Here is a 16,024-nt window from a genome sequence, read left to right as displayed (position 1 = left end):
TGGTTTGGCCAAGCTGGCCAAGGGTCTGACACAGCAGGGCCAGGCGGATCCGCAGGTGGCGCAGGTGATGTCCCCCACCGTGGAGGAAAAGTTCGAGGGCTATAGCCTGAAACCCTGATGCACGGAGTTACCGTCCCGCCGTTCGGATCACCTCCGCCAGCGCGTCCAGCGCCGGCGGGCGACTGAAGGTGGGGCGGCTGACCAGGCGAACCAGACGGCCGGCGCCCGCCGGTCCCGCCAGGGGGCGGAACACCACGTCCTGGCGGCCGGCATGGATCGTCGCCGCCAGGGCCGGCACCAGGGTGGTGCCATAGCCAGCGGCCACCATGTTCAACAGCGTTTCCAGGCTGGTGGCGCGCAGGGACCAGCCGGCAGGGTCGGGCCGGGCGCAGGCGGCCAGGGCCTGGTCGCGCAGGCAATGGCCGTCGGCCAGGACCAGCAGGTCCGAGGCCAGCGCGGCCTCATCCACCACCGACTGGCTGGCCAGCGCATGGTCCGGCGGCAGGGCGGCCAGGAATGCCTCCTGGAACAGGGGACGCTCCACCAAGTCCTCGCCCGCCAGGGGCGTGGCGATCAGGGCGGCGTCCAACTGGCGGCGGCGCAACCGTTCCACCACCGCGTCGGTGGTGTCCTCCCACAATTCCAGGGTCAGCGCCGGGCAGCGCCGGCGCAGGGGGCCGAACACCCGGGGCATGAGATAGGGCCCCAAGGTGGGAATGACGCCCAGGGTCAAAGGCCCGGCCAGCGGGTCGCGGGCACCGGCCAGGGCCACGATGGCGTCGGCCTCCGCCACCGCGCGGGCGGCGTGCGCCAGTACGTCCTCGCCCAAGGGCGTGGGTGCCACCCATTTGTTGGTCCGCTCGAACAAGGGGGCGCCCAGCCGCGCCTCCAGCTTGGCCACCTGACTGCTGAGGGTGGGCTGGCTGACATTGCAGGCGGCGGCGGCCCGGCCGAAATGGCGGTGCTGCGCCACGGCCAGCAGGTATCGCAGATCACGCAGGTTCATGGGGACAGGTTAAGGGGGACGGGGGCTCATCGAACGTGACGATCATATATATCGTCTATCGTCATGATATGAACAATCGATTTTACGCATGATGCTGCGGCGCATTAGTTTTCCCTTGCCAGCCGGCGCGACCGACCGCGACGGCCCCGAATAGAGCCAGGGAAACGAGACCGATGACCACGACGCCCCCGCGCATGACCACCACCGCCGGCGCCCCCATCGCCGACAACCAGAACAGCCTGACCGCCGGGCCGCGTGGTCCCGTGCTGATGCAGGACTATCAATTGATGGAGAAGCTGGCCCACCAGAACCGGGAGCGCATCCCCGAACGGGTGGTGCATGCCAAGGGCTGGGGCGCCTTCGGCACGCTGACCGTGACCCATGACATCACCCGCTACACCCGGGCCAAGCTGTTTGGCGCCGTGGGCAGGAAGACCGACCTGCTGATCCGCTTCTCCACCGTCGCCGGCGAGCTGGGTGCGGCGGATGCAGAGCGCGACGTGCGCGGCTTCGCCGTGAAGTTCTATACCGAGGAGGGCAACTGGGACGTGGTGGGCAACAACACGCCGGTCTTCTTCATCCGCGACCCGCTGAAGTTCCCCGACTTCATCCACACGCAGAAGCGCCATCCCCGTACCAACCTGCGCAGCCCCACGGCCATGTGGGACTTCTGGTCCCTGTCGCCGGAAAGCCTGCACCAGGTCACCATCCTGATGTCGGACCGCGGCCTGCCGCCCAGCCCGCGTTTCATGAACGGCTACGGCAGCCACACCTACAGCTTCTGGAACGACCAGGGCGAACGCTTCTGGGTGAAGTTCCACTTCAAGACCCGGCAGGGCCACCGGCACCTGACCAACGACGAGGCGGCGCAGGTGGTGGGCCGCAGCCGGGAAAGCTATCAGGAGGACCTGTACGGCAGCATCGAAGCCGGCGATTTCCCTCGCTGGACCTTGCAGATCCAGGTGATGCCAGAGGCCGACGCCGACAAGACGACCTACAACCCCTTCGACCTGACCAAGGTGTGGCCGCATGGCGACTACCCGCTGATCGACGTGGGGGTGGTGGAGTTGAACCGCAACCCGGACAACTACTTCGCGGAGATCGAGCAGGCGGCCTTCAGCCCGTCCAACGTGGTGCCCGGCATCGGCCACAGCCCGGACAAGATGTTGCAGGCCCGCATCTTCAGCTACGCCGACGCCCATCGCTACCGCCTCGGCACGCATTACGAGGCGCTGCCGGTGAACCAGCCCAAGTGCCCGGTGCACCACTATCACAAGGATGGGGCCATGCGCTTCTTCCGCAATGATACCGGCAATCCCGATGCCTATTACGAGCCCAACAGCATGGGCGGCCCGGCCCAGGATCCGGGCGTGGCGGAGCCGCCGCTGCGCCTGTCCGGCGATGCCGCCCGGCATGACCACCGCGCTGGCAACGACGACTACAGCCAGCCCCGCGCCCTGTTCAATCTGATGGACGCGGGCCAGAAGCAGCGCCTGTTCGCCAACATCGCCGCCGCCATGCAGGGCGTGCCGGTCGAGATCGTGGAGCGTCAGCTGGGCCACTTCGCCCTGGTCCACGCGGACTATGCCGCTGGCGTGCGCCGGGCGCTGGCCAGCGGCGCGGGTGTCGGCCGGCCGGAGACCGCCTTCCCGTAAAGCGTGTTCCTTCTTTCCGCCGAGTCCCCCATCCCACCCTGGCGCCCGTCCCCCAAACCGGCCCTTCCCCGTGATCCCCACACCGGGAACCGGCCATTGGCCCCAGGGAACCTGGTGGCCGGGTGTGCCTAAAAAGCCACCCGGCCACATCTTTCTTTAACGATCGCTCACTTTCAGGTTGTGACCGTGCCCCCGGGCGTCATAGCCTCTGGCCCATGACAACAAAGGGTCATATTCCGATGCGCCTCGTCACCCAAACCAGCCAGCAAACCGCTGTGCCGCTTGGGGCGGGGCTTTGTCTGTTTATGGCAGGGGTATCGGGGGGTAACGGCTAAGCGCCACTCTTCCCGACGCACCCGATAACAGGCCCCGCGAGCATCAGCCCGCGGGGCTTTTTGTTTTTTCTTCCCACCATACCTGCGACCCGCGTTCCCGGCATTTCCGGGCGGCCTTTGGCCGGCAGGGTCCTGTCACATCCGGGACGGTCTTCCATGGATCTGGATACGTTGATCACCATCGCCCCCAACCTGTTCCTGCCGGCGGCCTTTGCCGGCGTGTTCCTGAAGGCCATGCTTTTGGGTCTGGGCGTGGCGGCCCCGGTGGGGCCCATGGCCTTCCTGTGCATGCGGCGCACCTTGGCCGGGGGATGGCGCCTGGGGCTGGCCACCGGGGCCGGCATCGCCACGGGTGACGGCGTCTATGCCGGCGTCGCCGCCCTGGGCCTGACGGAGGTGTCGGCCTTCGTCACCGACCATGGCCGGCCCTTGCACTTGCTGGCCGGCCTGTTCCTGGCATGGCTGGGCTACGCCGCCCTGCGCCCCAAGCCGGCCGCGCCGATGGGCGATGTCGTCATCGGTCCCGCGCTGAGCCTTCCCCGGGCCTGGGCGTCCTCCTTTCTGCTGACCCTGACCAATCCACCGACCATCATCGTCTTCGCCGCCATGCTGACAGCCTTCGTGCCCATCTCTGCACTTTCCAGTGCGGGGATGGCGCGCCTGCGTATCGTCACCACTGTGGCCGGCGTCACGGCCGGCTCGCTGCTATGGTGGGTGGCGCTGGTGGTGGGCGTGGGCGCGCTGCGCGGGGTGATGGCGCCGCGCGTCGCCCGGGCGCTGGACATCGCCGCCGGCGTCGCCTTCCTGGCCTTTGCCGGTTCGGAGCTGCATCGGGCCGTCGTCTGAGCCTTTCGGCCGATCCCGTGGCCCCCGCATGCGCCTTTTACCCCGGTAGGCGGCGGAGGCTAAGATCGGTGGCGCGATGGATGCGGAGGGTGTGATGGCGTTGCGCCTGGCGGCGAAGGATGCGGTCGACCTGACCGTGGTGTCGGGCCTGGTGCAGGATGCCATCCTGCCCCTGTCCGACATCACCTGGCACCCGCGCGACGGCGTTTTCCTGATGGTGCTGAACCGCTTCTGTTGGGAACGGTCGGCCCGTTTGTCAGGCGCCTTGGCGGCGGGCGAGGGCACGGCCGAAGACGGCCTGCAGCGGGTGCACAGCGCCCTGGGCGTCAGCGGCGTGCGGCGGGTGCGATACCGCGGGCTGGACCCGAGCGACCGGGCCAGCCCTTTGAGCTTGCTGGCGCTGGAGGCGGTGCCGGGTGGCATCGTCCTGCATTTCGCCGCGGGCGGCGCCATCCGGCTGGAGGGGCGGGACATGTGCCTGAAGCTGGAGGACGTGTCGGAACCCTGGCCCGCCGTGATCCGGCCGACGCACCATTAGGGTCGCCGAACTTTTCAACCCTCAGCGTCCGCCGCGATAGTGGCTGAGGACGTGGCGGCCTTCCGGCGACATCTTCGGCAGGACGTCCATCATGATGTCTTCCAGTACCGGGCCCATGGGTTGGCGCTGCTCCCGGGCGTTGGCGATGGCGGCGCGCAGGGCGTCGATGTCCAGGGGCGTGCGGTCCACCTCCGTCCGCACCTGGTCCATGGCGGCGGCGAAGCGGGCCTGCGCCTCCTGGAACTGGGCCGCGTGGCTGACGAAGGCGGTGCGCAGCAGGCGGCGGTCCTCCGTCGGCAACTGCTCCGCCAACTGGCTGAGCAGGTTGGCCAGGGCACTGCCGGCGGGTGTGCCGGCGATGGCGGGAGGCAGGGCATGCAAGGCCACCTGCTGCCGCCATTGCTGAGCGCCGAGGAAAGCCAGCAGGAACAGGTTCAGGGCCAGGGACAGGATCAGCGCCAGGCGCGGGGTCGGCAGGAGACGCATGGGGGCAAGCCTTCTTAGGCGACGGTGGGAACGGGGCGGGCGCTACTGCACCAGCCAGTCGCCCCCCACGCCGGTCAGGGTGAACAGGGTGGCCAGCGAGACGGGGGCGGTGCTGTCGGGGGGCGGCGACAGCCAAGTGCCGGCCAGCCAGCCGGCCACCGCCATGGTGGCGAAGACGGCGCCGGCCGGGCGCCAGACCAACCAGCCCCAGCCCGGACGGGTGGACGCGCGCTGCTGATGGCGGATGCGGCGCAGGCTGGCGTCGATGCCGGCCTGCACGCGCAGGGCGCCAGGGTGGCCGGCCGCCAAGCCGTCGCCGGCCAGTGGCGCCCAGCGGCGCAAGGCGTTCTCCCACGCCGCCAGCGCTTCCGGATCCCCGTCGCGCAGGCGGGTGGCGGGCCGGCGGGCTGGCGCCGGCCAGGTCGCGATGTCCGGCCCGTGGGTCGCCAGCAGGCGGATGAACTCCTCAACGGTCATGGCTTCCTCCCCAAAAGACCCGTGGTGGTACCCTTGGTCAAGGCCCGCTCCAGCGCGCCGCGGGCGCGGTACAGCAGCGACCAGTAGGCGCGCAAATTCATGCCCAGGATGGCGGACGCCTCGGGCCCTGGCATCTCCTCGTAGTAGAACAGCACCAGGGCGGCCCGCTGCTTTTCCGGCAGGCTGGCCAGCGCGGCGCGCACCCTCTGTTGCTCCGATCGGCGCTCCATGCGGTCCGCCGCCCCTTCCGCCGGGTCGGCGACGTCCATCGCCGCCTCCAAGGGGGCATGCCGACGGCCACGCAGCCGGTCCACACACAGCCGGTACGTCACGGTGTACAGCCAGGTGGACAGCCGCGCGCGGCCGGATGTCCAGCGCCCGGCGTGGTTCCACACCCGCACCAGCACCTCCTGCGCCACGTCGTCGGCCTCCGCCTCAGATCCGAGCAGCCGATTGGCCAGCCGCCAAGTGGTGGCATAGTGACGTTGCCCGATCAGGCGCAGCGCGCCTTCGTCACCGCCGGCGACGCGCGCCATCAGGGCGTCATCCGCCTCCCGATCGGTGCTGGGGGGCGGGGACCAGGGCTGATGATCGGTCACGGGCGGGCCTGCCCCGCGGTGGCGCTCAGGCTGTCGCCCGGACGGCCGAACAGCTGGCGCAGACGGGCGCGCATGCCCCGCGCCCGTGCCGCGTCGCGACCCATGGCGATCCATTCCCGAAAGGCCACGGTCAGCGGATTGCGGCTGGGCGCGCCGTGGGCCAGGCCGTAGGTCAGGGGCGCGTCGGGCCGGATGCCGGCGAAGGTGCCGAACAGCCGGTCCCAGACGATGACCATCCCGCCATAGTTGCGGTCCAGATATTCGGGGTTGCTGGCATGGTGCACGCGATGGTGGGCGGGCGTGTTCAGCACCCATTCCAGGGGACCCAAGGTGCCCACCGCCTCGGTATGCAGCCAGAACTGGTAGAACAGGTTCAGCGCCAGCATGCCCGTCACCGCCACCGGATGGAAGCCCAGGACATACAGCGGCACGTAAACCAGCCAGGCGCCGGACAACACCTCGGTCACGCCCAGGCGAAAGGCGCTGGCCAGGTGCAGCGTGGCGGGGGAGTGGTGGACGCTGTGCGACGCCCAAACCCAGCGCACCTCATGCCCCAGGCGATGGGCCCAGTAATAGCAGAACTCCTCCCCCGCGAACAGCAGGGCCAGCCCCCACCAGCGGTCCAGCGGCACCGTAGCCACGCGGTGGGTCCAGGCGAACCAGGCGACGGGCGCCACGATGCCGGCCAAGGCAAGCTTCATGGGGATGCGCATCAGGAAGATGGCGATGGATGTGGTCGTTTCCCCCCAGGGATAGCGCCGTCCGCGGGCGGCGTACCAGGCCACCTCCGCCACGATGGCGGCCACGATGACGGGGTAGAACTTCAGGGGGATGACGCTGGCGCCACCGATGGCCATGGCCGGAACCTCAGGGAAGAAGCGGGATGTGGCGCTGATACGGCGGCCACGGCCCGGGGTGTTCGGCTGGGCCGCGTAATTTTTTGCCGCGTAATTTTTTCAGGAACCGATGCCGAATAGTCCGGCGGGGCCGGGGCGTACCAAACCCGGGCGGCGGGTCAGCCGCGTCCCATAAAAATCCCCTCCCATGAAACAGGATACGCCCTCATGATGTCCAAGTCCCTCATCGGCGCCGCGCTCTCCCTCTCGCTGGCCGTGGCGCCCGGCCTGGCCTTCGCCCAGGATGGCCAGCATCCGGCGGCCCGCGCCGCCATGAAGGCCTGCCAGCCCGACCGCCAAGCCTTGTGCAAGGACGTTCAGCCGGGCGGCGGCCGCATCCTGGCCTGCCTGAAGCAGAATGAGGACAAGCTGTCGGCCGACTGCAAGGCGGCGCTGGCCACCATGCCGGCCCAGCCGAAGTAACGAACGGTCCCGGCACCGGCGGCGGGGGCGGGCGCCCCTGTTCAAACGAACAGGTCTGCCCTCCAACCCAAGGCGTTGGCGGGGACGGACGATCTGCTATTCTGCGGCCCTTCGGACCCGGAATGGGGTTCGTCCTTCGGAGCCCGCGTTTAATGCCTGCCGCCGTGCCGCCCCCGCCCCCCCTTGCGCCGCCCTTGCCCGACGCATCGCCGGCGCATACCGCCGCCGCGGTTGGGGAGCGGCTCACCCTGGCCCTGCCCAAGGGCCGCATCCTGGACGAGGTGCGGCCCCTGCTGGAGGCCGTGGGGCTGAAGCCCGAGGCGGCGTTCGACGACCCGAAGAGCCGGGCGCTGCGCTTTGCCACCAACCTGCCGCATGTGGAGATCATCCGCGTGCGCAGCTTCGACGTCGCCACCTTCGTGGCCTTTGGCGCCGCCCAGCTGGGCGTGTGCGGCAACGACGTGCTGATGGAATTCGACTACCCCGAAATCTACGCGCCCCTGGATCTGGGCATCGGCCATTGCCGCCTGGCCGTGGCCGAGCCGGTGGCCGAGGCGCAGGGCGACGACCCCTCGCGCTGGAGCCACGTGCGCGTGGCCACCAAGTATCCGGAGGTCACCCGCCGCCACTTCGCCCGGCGCGGCGTGCAGGCGGAATGCATCAAGCTGAACGGCGCCATGGAGCTGGCCCCCAGCCTGGGCCTGTGCCAGCGCATCGTCGACCTGGTGTCCAGTGGCGCCACCCTGAAGGCCAACGGCCTGGTGGAGATCGAGCATGTCGCCGACGTGACCTCCCGCCTTATCGTCAATCGCGCCGCGTTCAAGACGCGCCATCCGGAGATCCAGGACTGGATCAACCGCTTCACGGAGGTTGTCAGCCATGCCGCGTGACCTGCGCACCACCGATGCCGGCTTCGAGGCGGACTTCGACCGGCTGCTGCATGCCAAGCGCGAATCCCAGAGCGACGTGGCCGACGCCGTGGCCGAGGTGCTGCGCGACGTGCGCCTGCATGGCGACGAGGCGCTGATCAAATACACCGGCCGCTGGGACCAGCTGGACCTGACGCCCGACCGGCTGCGCATCGCCGAGTGCGAGATCGAGGCCGCCGTGGCCGCCTGCGACCCCGAGGTGATCGAGGCGCTGAAGGTGGCGGCCGCCCGTATCGAGGCCTTCCACCGCCGCCAGACGCCGGACACCTACGACTATGTCGACGACGCCGGCGTGCGCCTGGGCGCCCGCTGGACGCCGCTGTCGGCCGTGGGCCTGTACGTGCCCGGCGGCCTGGCGTCATATCCCAGCTCCGTCCTGATGAACGCCATCCCGGCCAAGGTGGCGGGGGTGAAGCGCCTGGCCATGGTGGTGCCGACGCCGGAAGGTGCCCTGTCCCCCCTGGTGCTGGCCGCCGCCCGCATCGCCGGGGTGGATGAGATCTACCGCGTGGGTGGCGCCCAGGCGGTGGCGGCCCTGGCCTATGGCACGGCCACCATCCGGCCGGTGGACAAGATCGTGGGGCCCGGCAACGCCTATGTCGCCGCCGCCAAGCGCCAGGTGTTCGGCACCGTGGGCATCGACATGATCGCCGGCCCCTCGGAAATCCTCGTGGTGGCCGATGGCGCCAACGACCCCAGCTGGATCGCCGCCGACCTGCTGTCGCAGGCGGAGCACGACAGCAGCGCCCAGTCCATCCTGATCAGCGATGACGCCGCCTTCATCCAGGCGGTGCGCGCGGCGGTGGACAGCCACCTGAAGACCCTGCCGCGCGCCGTCATCGCCGGCGCCAGCTGGCGCAACAACGGCGCCACCATCCTGGTGCGCGACCTGGATGAGGCGGTGGCCCTGGTGGACCGCCTGGCGCCGGAGCACCTGGAGCTGGCCGTGGCCGACCCGGACGCCCTTGCCGCCAAGGTGGCCCACGCCGGCGCCATCTTCCTGGGCCGCTATACGCCGGAAGCCATCGGCGACTACATCGCCGGGCCCAACCACGTGCTGCCCACGGCGCGCAGCGCCCGCTTCTCCTCCGGCCTCAACGTCCTGGACTTCATGAAGCGCACCACCCTGGTGGGCTGCGACGCCGACAGCCTTGGCCGGCTGGGACCCCAGGCGGCCATCCTGGCCGATGCCGAGGGGTTGGGCGCGCACGCCCTGTCGGTCCGCGTCCGGCTGGGGGACTGAGGGGCGCCGCCATGACGGACACCGGCCGCCAACGCATCATCCATGTCCAGCTGGTGGAGCAGACGGCCATCCGCCGCCGGCCGGAGGTGGAGCATGAGCGGGCGGTGGCGCTGTTCGACCTGGTGGAGGAAAACCAGCAGTTCCAGCTGGTGGACCATCCCAATTCCGGGCCCTATCGCCTCTACCTGTCCATCGAGGACAACCGCATGGTCTTCGACCTGCGGGACGAAGGGGATGCGGAGGTTGACCGCATCACCCTGCCGCTGACGCCGCTGCGCACCGTCATCCGCGACTATTTCCTGATCTGCGAGGGCTATTACAAGGCCATCAAGACCGCCAGCCCCTCGCAGATCGAGGCCATCGACATGGGGCGGCGGGGCCTGCACAACGAAGGCTCCGACCTGCTGCGCGAGCGGCTGGCCGCCAAGGTGACCATGGACCATGGCACCGCCCGCCGCCTGTTCACCCTCATCTGCGTCCTGCATATCCGGGGCTGACGGCGGCGATGGCGGAGATACCGGATCCTTTCGCCGTCTTCGCCCCTGCCGTGCATCCGGCCCAGATCACCAGCGTGCTGTTCGCCTGCACGCACAATTCCATCCGCTCCCCCATGGCCGCCGCCCTGCTGCGCCACCTGCACGGCCACCGCCTGTATGTCGACAGCGCCGGCGTGCGCGAGGGCGACCCCGATCCCTTCGCCGCCGCGGTGATGGAAGAGATGGGCATCGACATCAGCCGCCACCGCGCCAAGACCTTCGACCAGCTGGAGGACACCAGCTTCGACCTGGTGGTGTCGCTGTCGCCAGAGGCGCAGCACCGCGCGGTGGAAATGACCCGCACCACCGCCTGCGACGTGGAATTCTGGCATACCTTCGACCCCAGCTTCATCGAAGGCAACCGCGAGACGCGTCTGGCCGCCTACCGCCAGGTGCGCGACAGCCTGCTGGCCCGTATCAAGCAGAGGTTCCCGCTCGGGCCTGTGCCGGTGTTGTAGGCCGTCTGGCTGCGGTTGAAGGGTGGGCTTCGCATTCTAGTTCATGGTTCCGGGTCGCGCGGGGGAGGGCCTGCCGCGATCCCAACGGCCTGTCCAAGGTTGGGAGGAAACCAGATGAAGCCGAATTTCAATCGCATGTGGGCGGCTTTCCGGATCATGCGACCTATTCCACGCTGAAGGACCTTTACACTTGGCTGGGCGGGACAGCCGCCGCCAATATCAACGAGCCGGGCTTCGGCCCCAACGGCAACACCTGCGCCAGCCGGATGAGTGTGGCGCTCAACCAGAGCGGCGTGCCTATCCTCAGCGCTTCGGCCGCTGCCGCTGGCGCGCGTACCATCGGCGCCGCCGACGGCTCCCGCATCATCTACGCCGTGGCGGACCTGCGGGCCTATCTGCGGCACACCCTGGGCAAACCGTCGTTGGACAAGACCAGCCCGTTCGACGACGCGTTCCTCACCAAGAAGGGCATCATCGCATTCAGCGTGAACTGGCTGATCGCCACCGGGCACATTGCCCTGTGGAACGGATCCAATTACCGAGAACCCAGCCACGACAATTATGCCGCCTACGTTGACCCGGTGAACGTCAAGGTCAAGACGTCCAAGGGCGAATTCTGGGAGCTGCCGTGACATGAAGACCCAGCGATATGGCCTGTTGCTCGTGGCCGGCCTGCTTTCCTCCACGCCCACCGCCCTGGCCGCCGGGCGTAGTTCGGCGCAGCGGGATGTGGAGGGCTACGCCATCGCCACCTGCCTGGTGGCCCAGGACCAACCCTACCTGAAGGACCAGGGCTACGGCTGGGGTGAGGCCATCGTGCAGGGCCGCGGCCGCGATCCGGAGGCGCTTGCGCCGGTGACGGCGGCGGTGACGGCGGCCCTGGCCAAGGGTGACATGCCGGTGGCACGGGATGAGAGCAACCCCCAGCAGGGCAAGGCGCTGCCCGTCCTCTATTGCGGGGAGATCATCGACAAGCCGACGGTGCGCGCCGCCATCACCCAGGTGGTGGCCAATCTGGGCAAGGGACGCTGACCGTCGTCACCGCCCGTACCAGAACTTGTCCGGCAAGGCGGCCGTCTCCGGTGACAGCAGCGGGTTGGGAATGTCGATGCGGCGACGACTGTCCAGGTGGGCGTCGGTCAGCATCTGGCGGATGTAGGGGCTGTCGTTGAAGTACTTGAGGTAGCTGCCATCGTCATAGGCCTTGAGCAGGCCTTGCTCGATGGTGGTGGCCAGGGCCTCGTTGGCCTTGCTGGTATAGAAGAAGCTGTCGAAGGGGTAGACCAGCATCAGGTCGCGTTCCACCGCCAGGTCTGGCGCGTCGGCCTTGCGTTGTTCGATCTCCGCGAAGATCTCGTTGGCCCCCCGGGGGAAGTAGTCGATGCGATTCAGGCCCACCAGGCGGAACAGCAGGTCATAACGGAAGGCCTCCACCGGCAGGCCGGCGGCCTCCAGGATCTCCACGTCGGGCCAGCCCAGCGCCTGGCCCGCCGTCAGCGTCCTCAGGTCGTCCAGGGTGCGCACGGCGGAGAACTTGGCCTGGCTGGCCTTGTTGATGATGAACAGGCGATAGCCCAGGACGCCCCGGTACAGGGGGATGCGGATGGGACGCAAATCCCGCTCCAGCTTGGCGGACATGCCATTCCACAGCAGCGTGACCTCCGTGCCCGTCCGCAGGGCCACGGCGGCGCGGGCCTGTTCCATGACGGTGCCGCTGGGCCGGATGGTGTAGCGGGCGCCCATCTTGTCCAGGGCCAGGCGCAGCAAGCCCAGCGGATATTCGTCGCGGGGGTCGGTGGCGTTCTCCGTGGCGCGGGGATAGATGATGGTGAATCCCTCCTCCGCCGGCGCGCGCGCCGGCACGCCCTGCGGACCGCCCGTGGTCTGGGCGGCGCTGCCGGCGCTTCTTGTCCCCGTCGTCACCAAGGCCGTGCACAGCAGTGCCGTGGCCACCCTTGTCCACCCCATCGGATCGGTCCCCCCGCCGACGGCGTCCACCCCCGGCCGTGGGCGCCATCCCTGATCTTGTCTTAAGGCGGCATCATTTGCGGCGCGTATTTTGACAATTGTAATCGTTTCCAGGGGCCGCCACCAGAAAACGGTACCGGCGGGTTTCGGCGCGATGGCGCGGGTCCGCACGGTATGGAACAATCGATCCTGGTATTTTCACAACCCGGCGGTGTCTGATGCGGTGGCTTGGTGTGGCGCTCGCGTGCCTGTTGGTTTCCGGTTCCCTGGCCCTTTCCCCGGCATTGGCGCAGAGCACGCCCCCCGAACCATCCGCCGCCGGCGCCCCACCGCCCCTGATGCTGCAGCATCCCAGCCTGTCGGCCAGCCTGATCGCCTTCGATCATGGCGGGCAGATCTGGACGGTGCCGCGTGCCGGCGGCCAGGCCCGCCTGCTGGTGGCGGGGCAGGGGCAGAACAGCGGCCCCGTCTTCTCCCCCGACGGTAGCCTGGTCGCCTACACCGGCACCTATGACGGCAATACCGATGTCTATGTCGTTCCGGCGGGCGGCGGCCAGCCGCGGCGCCTGACATGGCACCCCGGCCGTGACGTGGCCGTGGGGTGGACGCCGGACGGCAAGAATGTGCTGTTCCGCACGCCGCGCACCACCCCGCGCGACCTGGAGCAGCTGTACACCATCCCCGTCACCGGTGGTGCCGCCACCGCGCTGCCGTTGCCTTCCGGCTTCCAGGCCAGCTATTCGCCGGACGGCGGCCGTCTGGCCTATGTGCCCTTCTCGCAATGGCAGCCGGCATGGAAACAGTATCGCGGCGGCCAGACGTCGCGGGTGTGGATCGCGGCGCTGAGCGACAGCAGCGTCGTTAAGATCCCGCGCGACAACTCCAACGACCGCAATCCGATGTGGGTGGGCGACACCGTCTATTTCCTGTCGGACCGCGATGGCCCCGTGGCCCTCTACGCCTATGACGTCAAGGCGGCCAAGCTCACCCAGGTGGTGAGGAATGAGAAGGGCTTCGATATCCAGTCCGCCTCCGCCGGCCCCGGCGGCATCGTCTATGACCAGTTCGGGGCCCTGAACCTGTTCGACACCACCACCCGCCAGGTGCGGCGCGTGCCGGTGACGATATCCGGGGAACTGCCACAGACCCGGCCCCACCTGGAAACCCTGGATCCGGGCCAGATTCTGCATGCCGCCCTGTCCCCCACCGGCAAGCGCGTGTTGTTCGAGACGCGGGGCGAGATCCTGTCCGTGCCGGCGGAAAAGGGCGATGTGCGCAACCTGACGCAAAGCCCCGGCGTGGCCGACCGCGATCCCGCCTGGTCGCCAGATGGCAAGACCGTGGCCTGGTTCTCGGACGAGGGTGGGGAATACGCGCTGCACCTGCGGTCGTCGGATGGCACGGGGCCGGTGAAGGTGATCGCCCTGGGCCAGCCGCCCAGCTATTTCTACACCCCCGTCTGGGCGCCGGATTCCAAGAAGATCGCCTATACCGACAAGCGGCTAAACCTGTGGGTGGTGGACTTGGACCGCCCTGGGGACCACCCCACGCCGGTGAAGGTCGACACCGACCGCTACGACAGCCCGGCCAGCCGCCTGGATCCCTCCTGGTCGCCGGACAGCCGGTGGCTGGCCTATTCCAAGCAGCTGCCCAACCACCTGCATGGCGTCTTCATCTACAGCCTGGCCGACAGGAAGGCGCAGATGGTGACGGACGGGCGCAGCAACGCCACCTCCCCCCGCTTCGACCGGGGCGGCAAGTACCTGTACTTCGTCGCCTTCACCAACAACGGCCTGGACCCGGGCTGGCTGGATATGTCCAGCATGGGCCGCGCCACCGATGGCCGGGTCTATGTCATGGTCCTGCGCCGCGACCTGCCCTCGCCCCTGGCGCCGGAAAGCGATGAGGAGCCGGCGGTCGCCGCCAAGGGCGGGAACAAGGCCGGCGATGATGGCGACAAGAAGGACGCCAGCCAGAAGGGGGAGGGCAAGAAGGGGGAGGACAAGAAGGCCAAGGAGGTCCGCATCGACTTCGCCGGCCTGGACCAGCGTACCCTGGCCTTGCCCATCCCCCGCGTTAACCTGGCCGGCATCGAGGTGGGGACGGAGGGCGTGGTCTTCGCCGGCGCCGCCCCCGTCGCCATGACCGACGAGGACTACACGGATGGTGATGAGAGCGGCCCACCGGGGCTGGAGGTCGCGCGCTTCGACCTGAAGAGCCGCAAGACGGACAAGTTCGTGGAGGGCGTGGACGCCGGCAGCTTCGCCGTCTCCGCCGATGGGCAGAAGGTGCTGTACGCCCAGCACGGCCGCTGGTTCGTCGTCGGGGCCGACAAGGCGCCGGAGGGCGGGGCCGGGGCGCTGAAGCTGGACGAGATGCAGGTGTGGGTCGATCCGCGCGCCGAATGGCGGCAGATGTACCACGAGGCCTGGCGCATAGAACGCGACTTCCTTTACGACCCCAAGGCCCAGGGGCTGGATCTGGCGAAGGCGGAGCGCGTGTACGCCCCCTTCCTGGAGGCCATGGCCGGCCGCGTGGACCTGAACGCCTTGTTCGCGGAAATGACGGGGCACATCGGCGTCGGCCACACCTTCGTGGGCGGTGGCGCCCTGCCCAAGCAGGACAAGGTCGGCGTCGGCCTGCTGGGCGCCGACTATCGCGTGGTGGCCGGTCGCTACCAGTTCGCCCGCATCCTGGAAGGGGAAAGCTGGACCCCCGGTGCCCGGGCGCCCCTGACCCAGCCGGGCGTGAACGTCGCCGTGGGCGACCTGCTGCTGGCGGTCAACGGCAACGAGGTCAAGACCGATGAGGAGGTCTATCGCTACTTCCTGGGCACGGCCGGCAAGCAGACGGTGCTGACCGTCGGGCCCAAGGCCGATGGCAGCGGGTCGCGCCAGGTGACGGTGGTGCCACTGCCGTCGGAAGCCAAGCTGCGCCTGCACACCTGGATGGAGGAGAACCGCCGCCGGGTGGACCAGCTGTCGGGTGGGCGCCTGGCCTATGTCTACCTGCCGGACACGGCCTCGGGCGGCTTCTCCAACTTCAACCGCTATTACTATTCCCAGGTGGGCAAGCAGGGGGCCGTGATCGATGAGCGCTTCAACCATGGCGGGGAGATCGCGGACTTCATCATCGACCAGATGAAGAAGACGCCGCAGATGATCAACGCCACCCGCGAGGGGGAGGAGATGGTGGAGCCGGCGCAGGCCATCTATGGCCCGAAGGTCATGATCATCAACCAGATGTCCGGCTCCGGCGGCGACGCCCTGCCTTGGCTGTTCCGCAAGGCCAACCTGGGCACCCTGGTGGGGGTGCGCACCTGGGGCGGCCTGGTCGGGATCGGCGGATACCCCTCGCTGATCGATGGCGGCTCCATCACCGCGCCCCGCTGGGCGCTGTACGGCACCCATGGCGAATGGGAGGTGGAGAACATCGGCATCCCGCCGGATGTGGAGGTGGAGCAGGACCCGGCCCTGGTACGCCAGGGCCACGACCCACAGCTGGAAAAGGCGGTGGCCGTGGCGCTGGACCAACTGGCCAAGAACCCGCCCCCGACCTTCAAGCGCCCGGCCTATCCGGACCGCAAGCCCGTACTGCCGGACCCGATGCGATGAGGGGGCTGATCAGAA

17 protein-coding genes are annotated in these 16,024 nt (G+C 68.9%); 11 read left to right on the top strand and 6 right to left on the bottom strand.

The features are described from left to right. Positions 1-127 precede the first annotated feature (127 nt). Positions 128-1,006, bottom strand: a complete 879-nt coding sequence (locus I55_RS12825) for a hydrogen peroxide-inducible genes activator (RefSeq protein WP_044560963.1) — start codon at positions 1,004-1,006, stop codon at positions 128-130. Positions 1,007-1,179: 173 nt separating this feature from the next. Here I55_RS12825 and I55_RS12820 point away from each other — a divergent pair, with 173 nt between their 5' ends. From I55_RS12820 to I55_RS12810, 3 genes are all read left to right on the top strand, one after another. Continuing rightward, positions 1,180-2,661: a catalase gene (locus I55_RS12820; RefSeq protein WP_044560962.1), complete on the top strand. Its 1,482-nt coding sequence runs from the start codon at positions 1,180-1,182 to the stop codon at positions 2,659-2,661. Between the two features lie 491 nt (positions 2,662-3,152). After that, positions 3,153-3,842 (top strand): LysE family translocator, encoded by a 690-nt coding sequence (locus I55_RS12815; RefSeq protein WP_083901068.1) that lies wholly within the window; start codon positions 3,153-3,155, stop codon positions 3,840-3,842. Positions 3,843-3,936: 94 nt separating this feature from the next. Next, complete coding sequence (locus I55_RS12810) at positions 3,937-4,380, top strand: DUF2948 family protein (protein WP_159107184.1); 444 nt, start codon at positions 3,937-3,939, stop codon at positions 4,378-4,380. Between the two features lie 21 nt (positions 4,381-4,401). Here the strand turns inward: I55_RS12810 and I55_RS12805 are convergent, their stop codons facing one another. The 4 genes from I55_RS12805 to I55_RS12790 are packed head-to-tail and all read right to left on the bottom strand — an operon-like array spanning position 4,402 to position 6,799. Further along, positions 4,402-4,866 carry a periplasmic heavy metal sensor gene (locus tag I55_RS12805; RefSeq protein WP_044560960.1) on the bottom strand — a complete coding sequence of 155 codons (465 nt, stop codon included), beginning with the start codon at positions 4,864-4,866 and terminating at the stop codon, positions 4,402-4,404. 42 nt (positions 4,867-4,908) lie between these two features. Continuing rightward, positions 4,909-5,343: a hypothetical protein gene (locus I55_RS12800; RefSeq protein ID WP_044560959.1), complete on the bottom strand. Its 435-nt coding sequence runs from the start codon at positions 5,341-5,343 to the stop codon at positions 4,909-4,911. Then, positions 5,340-5,942, bottom strand: coding sequence for a sigma-70 family RNA polymerase sigma factor (locus tag I55_RS12795; protein WP_049974072.1), 603 nt, complete (start codon positions 5,940-5,942; stop codon positions 5,340-5,342). The genes I55_RS12800 and I55_RS12795 overlap by 4 nt, the downstream gene beginning before the upstream one ends. Then, the gene (locus I55_RS12790; RefSeq protein ID WP_049974071.1) at positions 5,939-6,799 is read right to left on the bottom strand and encodes a sterol desaturase family protein; all 861 of its coding nucleotides are present in this window, start codon (positions 6,797-6,799) and stop codon (positions 5,939-5,941) included. Before I55_RS12790 ends, I55_RS12795 begins: the two co-directional genes overlap by 4 nt. 207 nt (positions 6,800-7,006) lie before the next feature. Between I55_RS12790 and I55_RS12785 the strand changes: the two genes are divergently transcribed. From I55_RS12785 to I55_RS12755, 7 genes are all read left to right on the top strand, one after another. Further along, positions 7,007-7,261, top strand: coding sequence for a cysteine rich repeat-containing protein (locus tag I55_RS12785; protein ID WP_044560958.1), 255 nt, complete (start codon positions 7,007-7,009; stop codon positions 7,259-7,261). Positions 7,262-7,413: 152 nt separating this feature from the next. Then, a complete protein-coding gene (gene hisG, locus I55_RS12780) occupies positions 7,414-8,151 on the top strand; it encodes an ATP phosphoribosyltransferase (protein WP_083901066.1) in 738 nt (245 codons plus the stop codon). Beyond that, positions 8,141-9,433: a histidinol dehydrogenase gene (gene hisD / locus I55_RS12775; RefSeq protein WP_044560957.1), complete on the top strand. Its 1,293-nt coding sequence runs from the start codon at positions 8,141-8,143 to the stop codon at positions 9,431-9,433. Before hisG ends, hisD begins: the two co-directional genes overlap by 11 nt. Positions 9,434-9,444: 11 nt before the next feature. Continuing rightward, positions 9,445-9,930: a UPF0262 family protein gene (locus tag I55_RS12770; protein ID WP_044560956.1), complete on the top strand. Its 486-nt coding sequence runs from the start codon at positions 9,445-9,447 to the stop codon at positions 9,928-9,930. Between the two features lie 8 nt (positions 9,931-9,938). Beyond that, positions 9,939-10,427, top strand: a complete 489-nt coding sequence (locus tag I55_RS12765; RefSeq protein ID WP_044560955.1) for a low molecular weight phosphatase family protein — start codon at positions 9,939-9,941, stop codon at positions 10,425-10,427. A 137-nt stretch (positions 10,428-10,564) separates the two neighbouring features. Next, positions 10,565-11,059 (top strand): T6SS effector amidase Tae4 family protein, encoded by a 495-nt coding sequence (locus tag I55_RS33030; RefSeq protein WP_049974070.1) that lies wholly within the window; start codon positions 10,565-10,567, stop codon positions 11,057-11,059. A 1-nt stretch (position 11,060) separates the two neighbouring features. Continuing rightward, complete coding sequence (locus tag I55_RS12755) at positions 11,061-11,459, top strand: hypothetical protein (protein WP_044560954.1); 399 nt, start codon at positions 11,061-11,063, stop codon at positions 11,457-11,459. Positions 11,460-11,465: 6 nt separating this feature from the next. Here I55_RS12755 and I55_RS12750 read toward each other — a convergent pair whose 3' ends face one another. Next, the gene (locus I55_RS12750; RefSeq protein ID WP_049974069.1) at positions 11,466-12,380 is read right to left on the bottom strand and encodes a hypothetical protein; all 915 of its coding nucleotides are present in this window, start codon (positions 12,378-12,380) and stop codon (positions 11,466-11,468) included. Between the two features lie 233 nt (positions 12,381-12,613). Between I55_RS12750 and I55_RS39020 the strand changes: the two genes are divergently transcribed. After that, on the top strand, positions 12,614-16,009 hold the full coding sequence (locus I55_RS39020; RefSeq protein WP_049974068.1) for a S41 family peptidase: 3,396 nt from the start codon (positions 12,614-12,616) through the stop codon (positions 16,007-16,009). Positions 16,010-16,024: the final 15 nt, after the last annotated feature.

The sequence above is a fragment of the Azospirillum sp. B4 genome (assembly GCF_000333275.1).
Lineage (GTDB): Bacteria > Pseudomonadota > Alphaproteobacteria > Azospirillales > Azospirillaceae > Nitrospirillum.
This window is presented reverse-complemented; position numbering and strand designations above follow the sequence as displayed.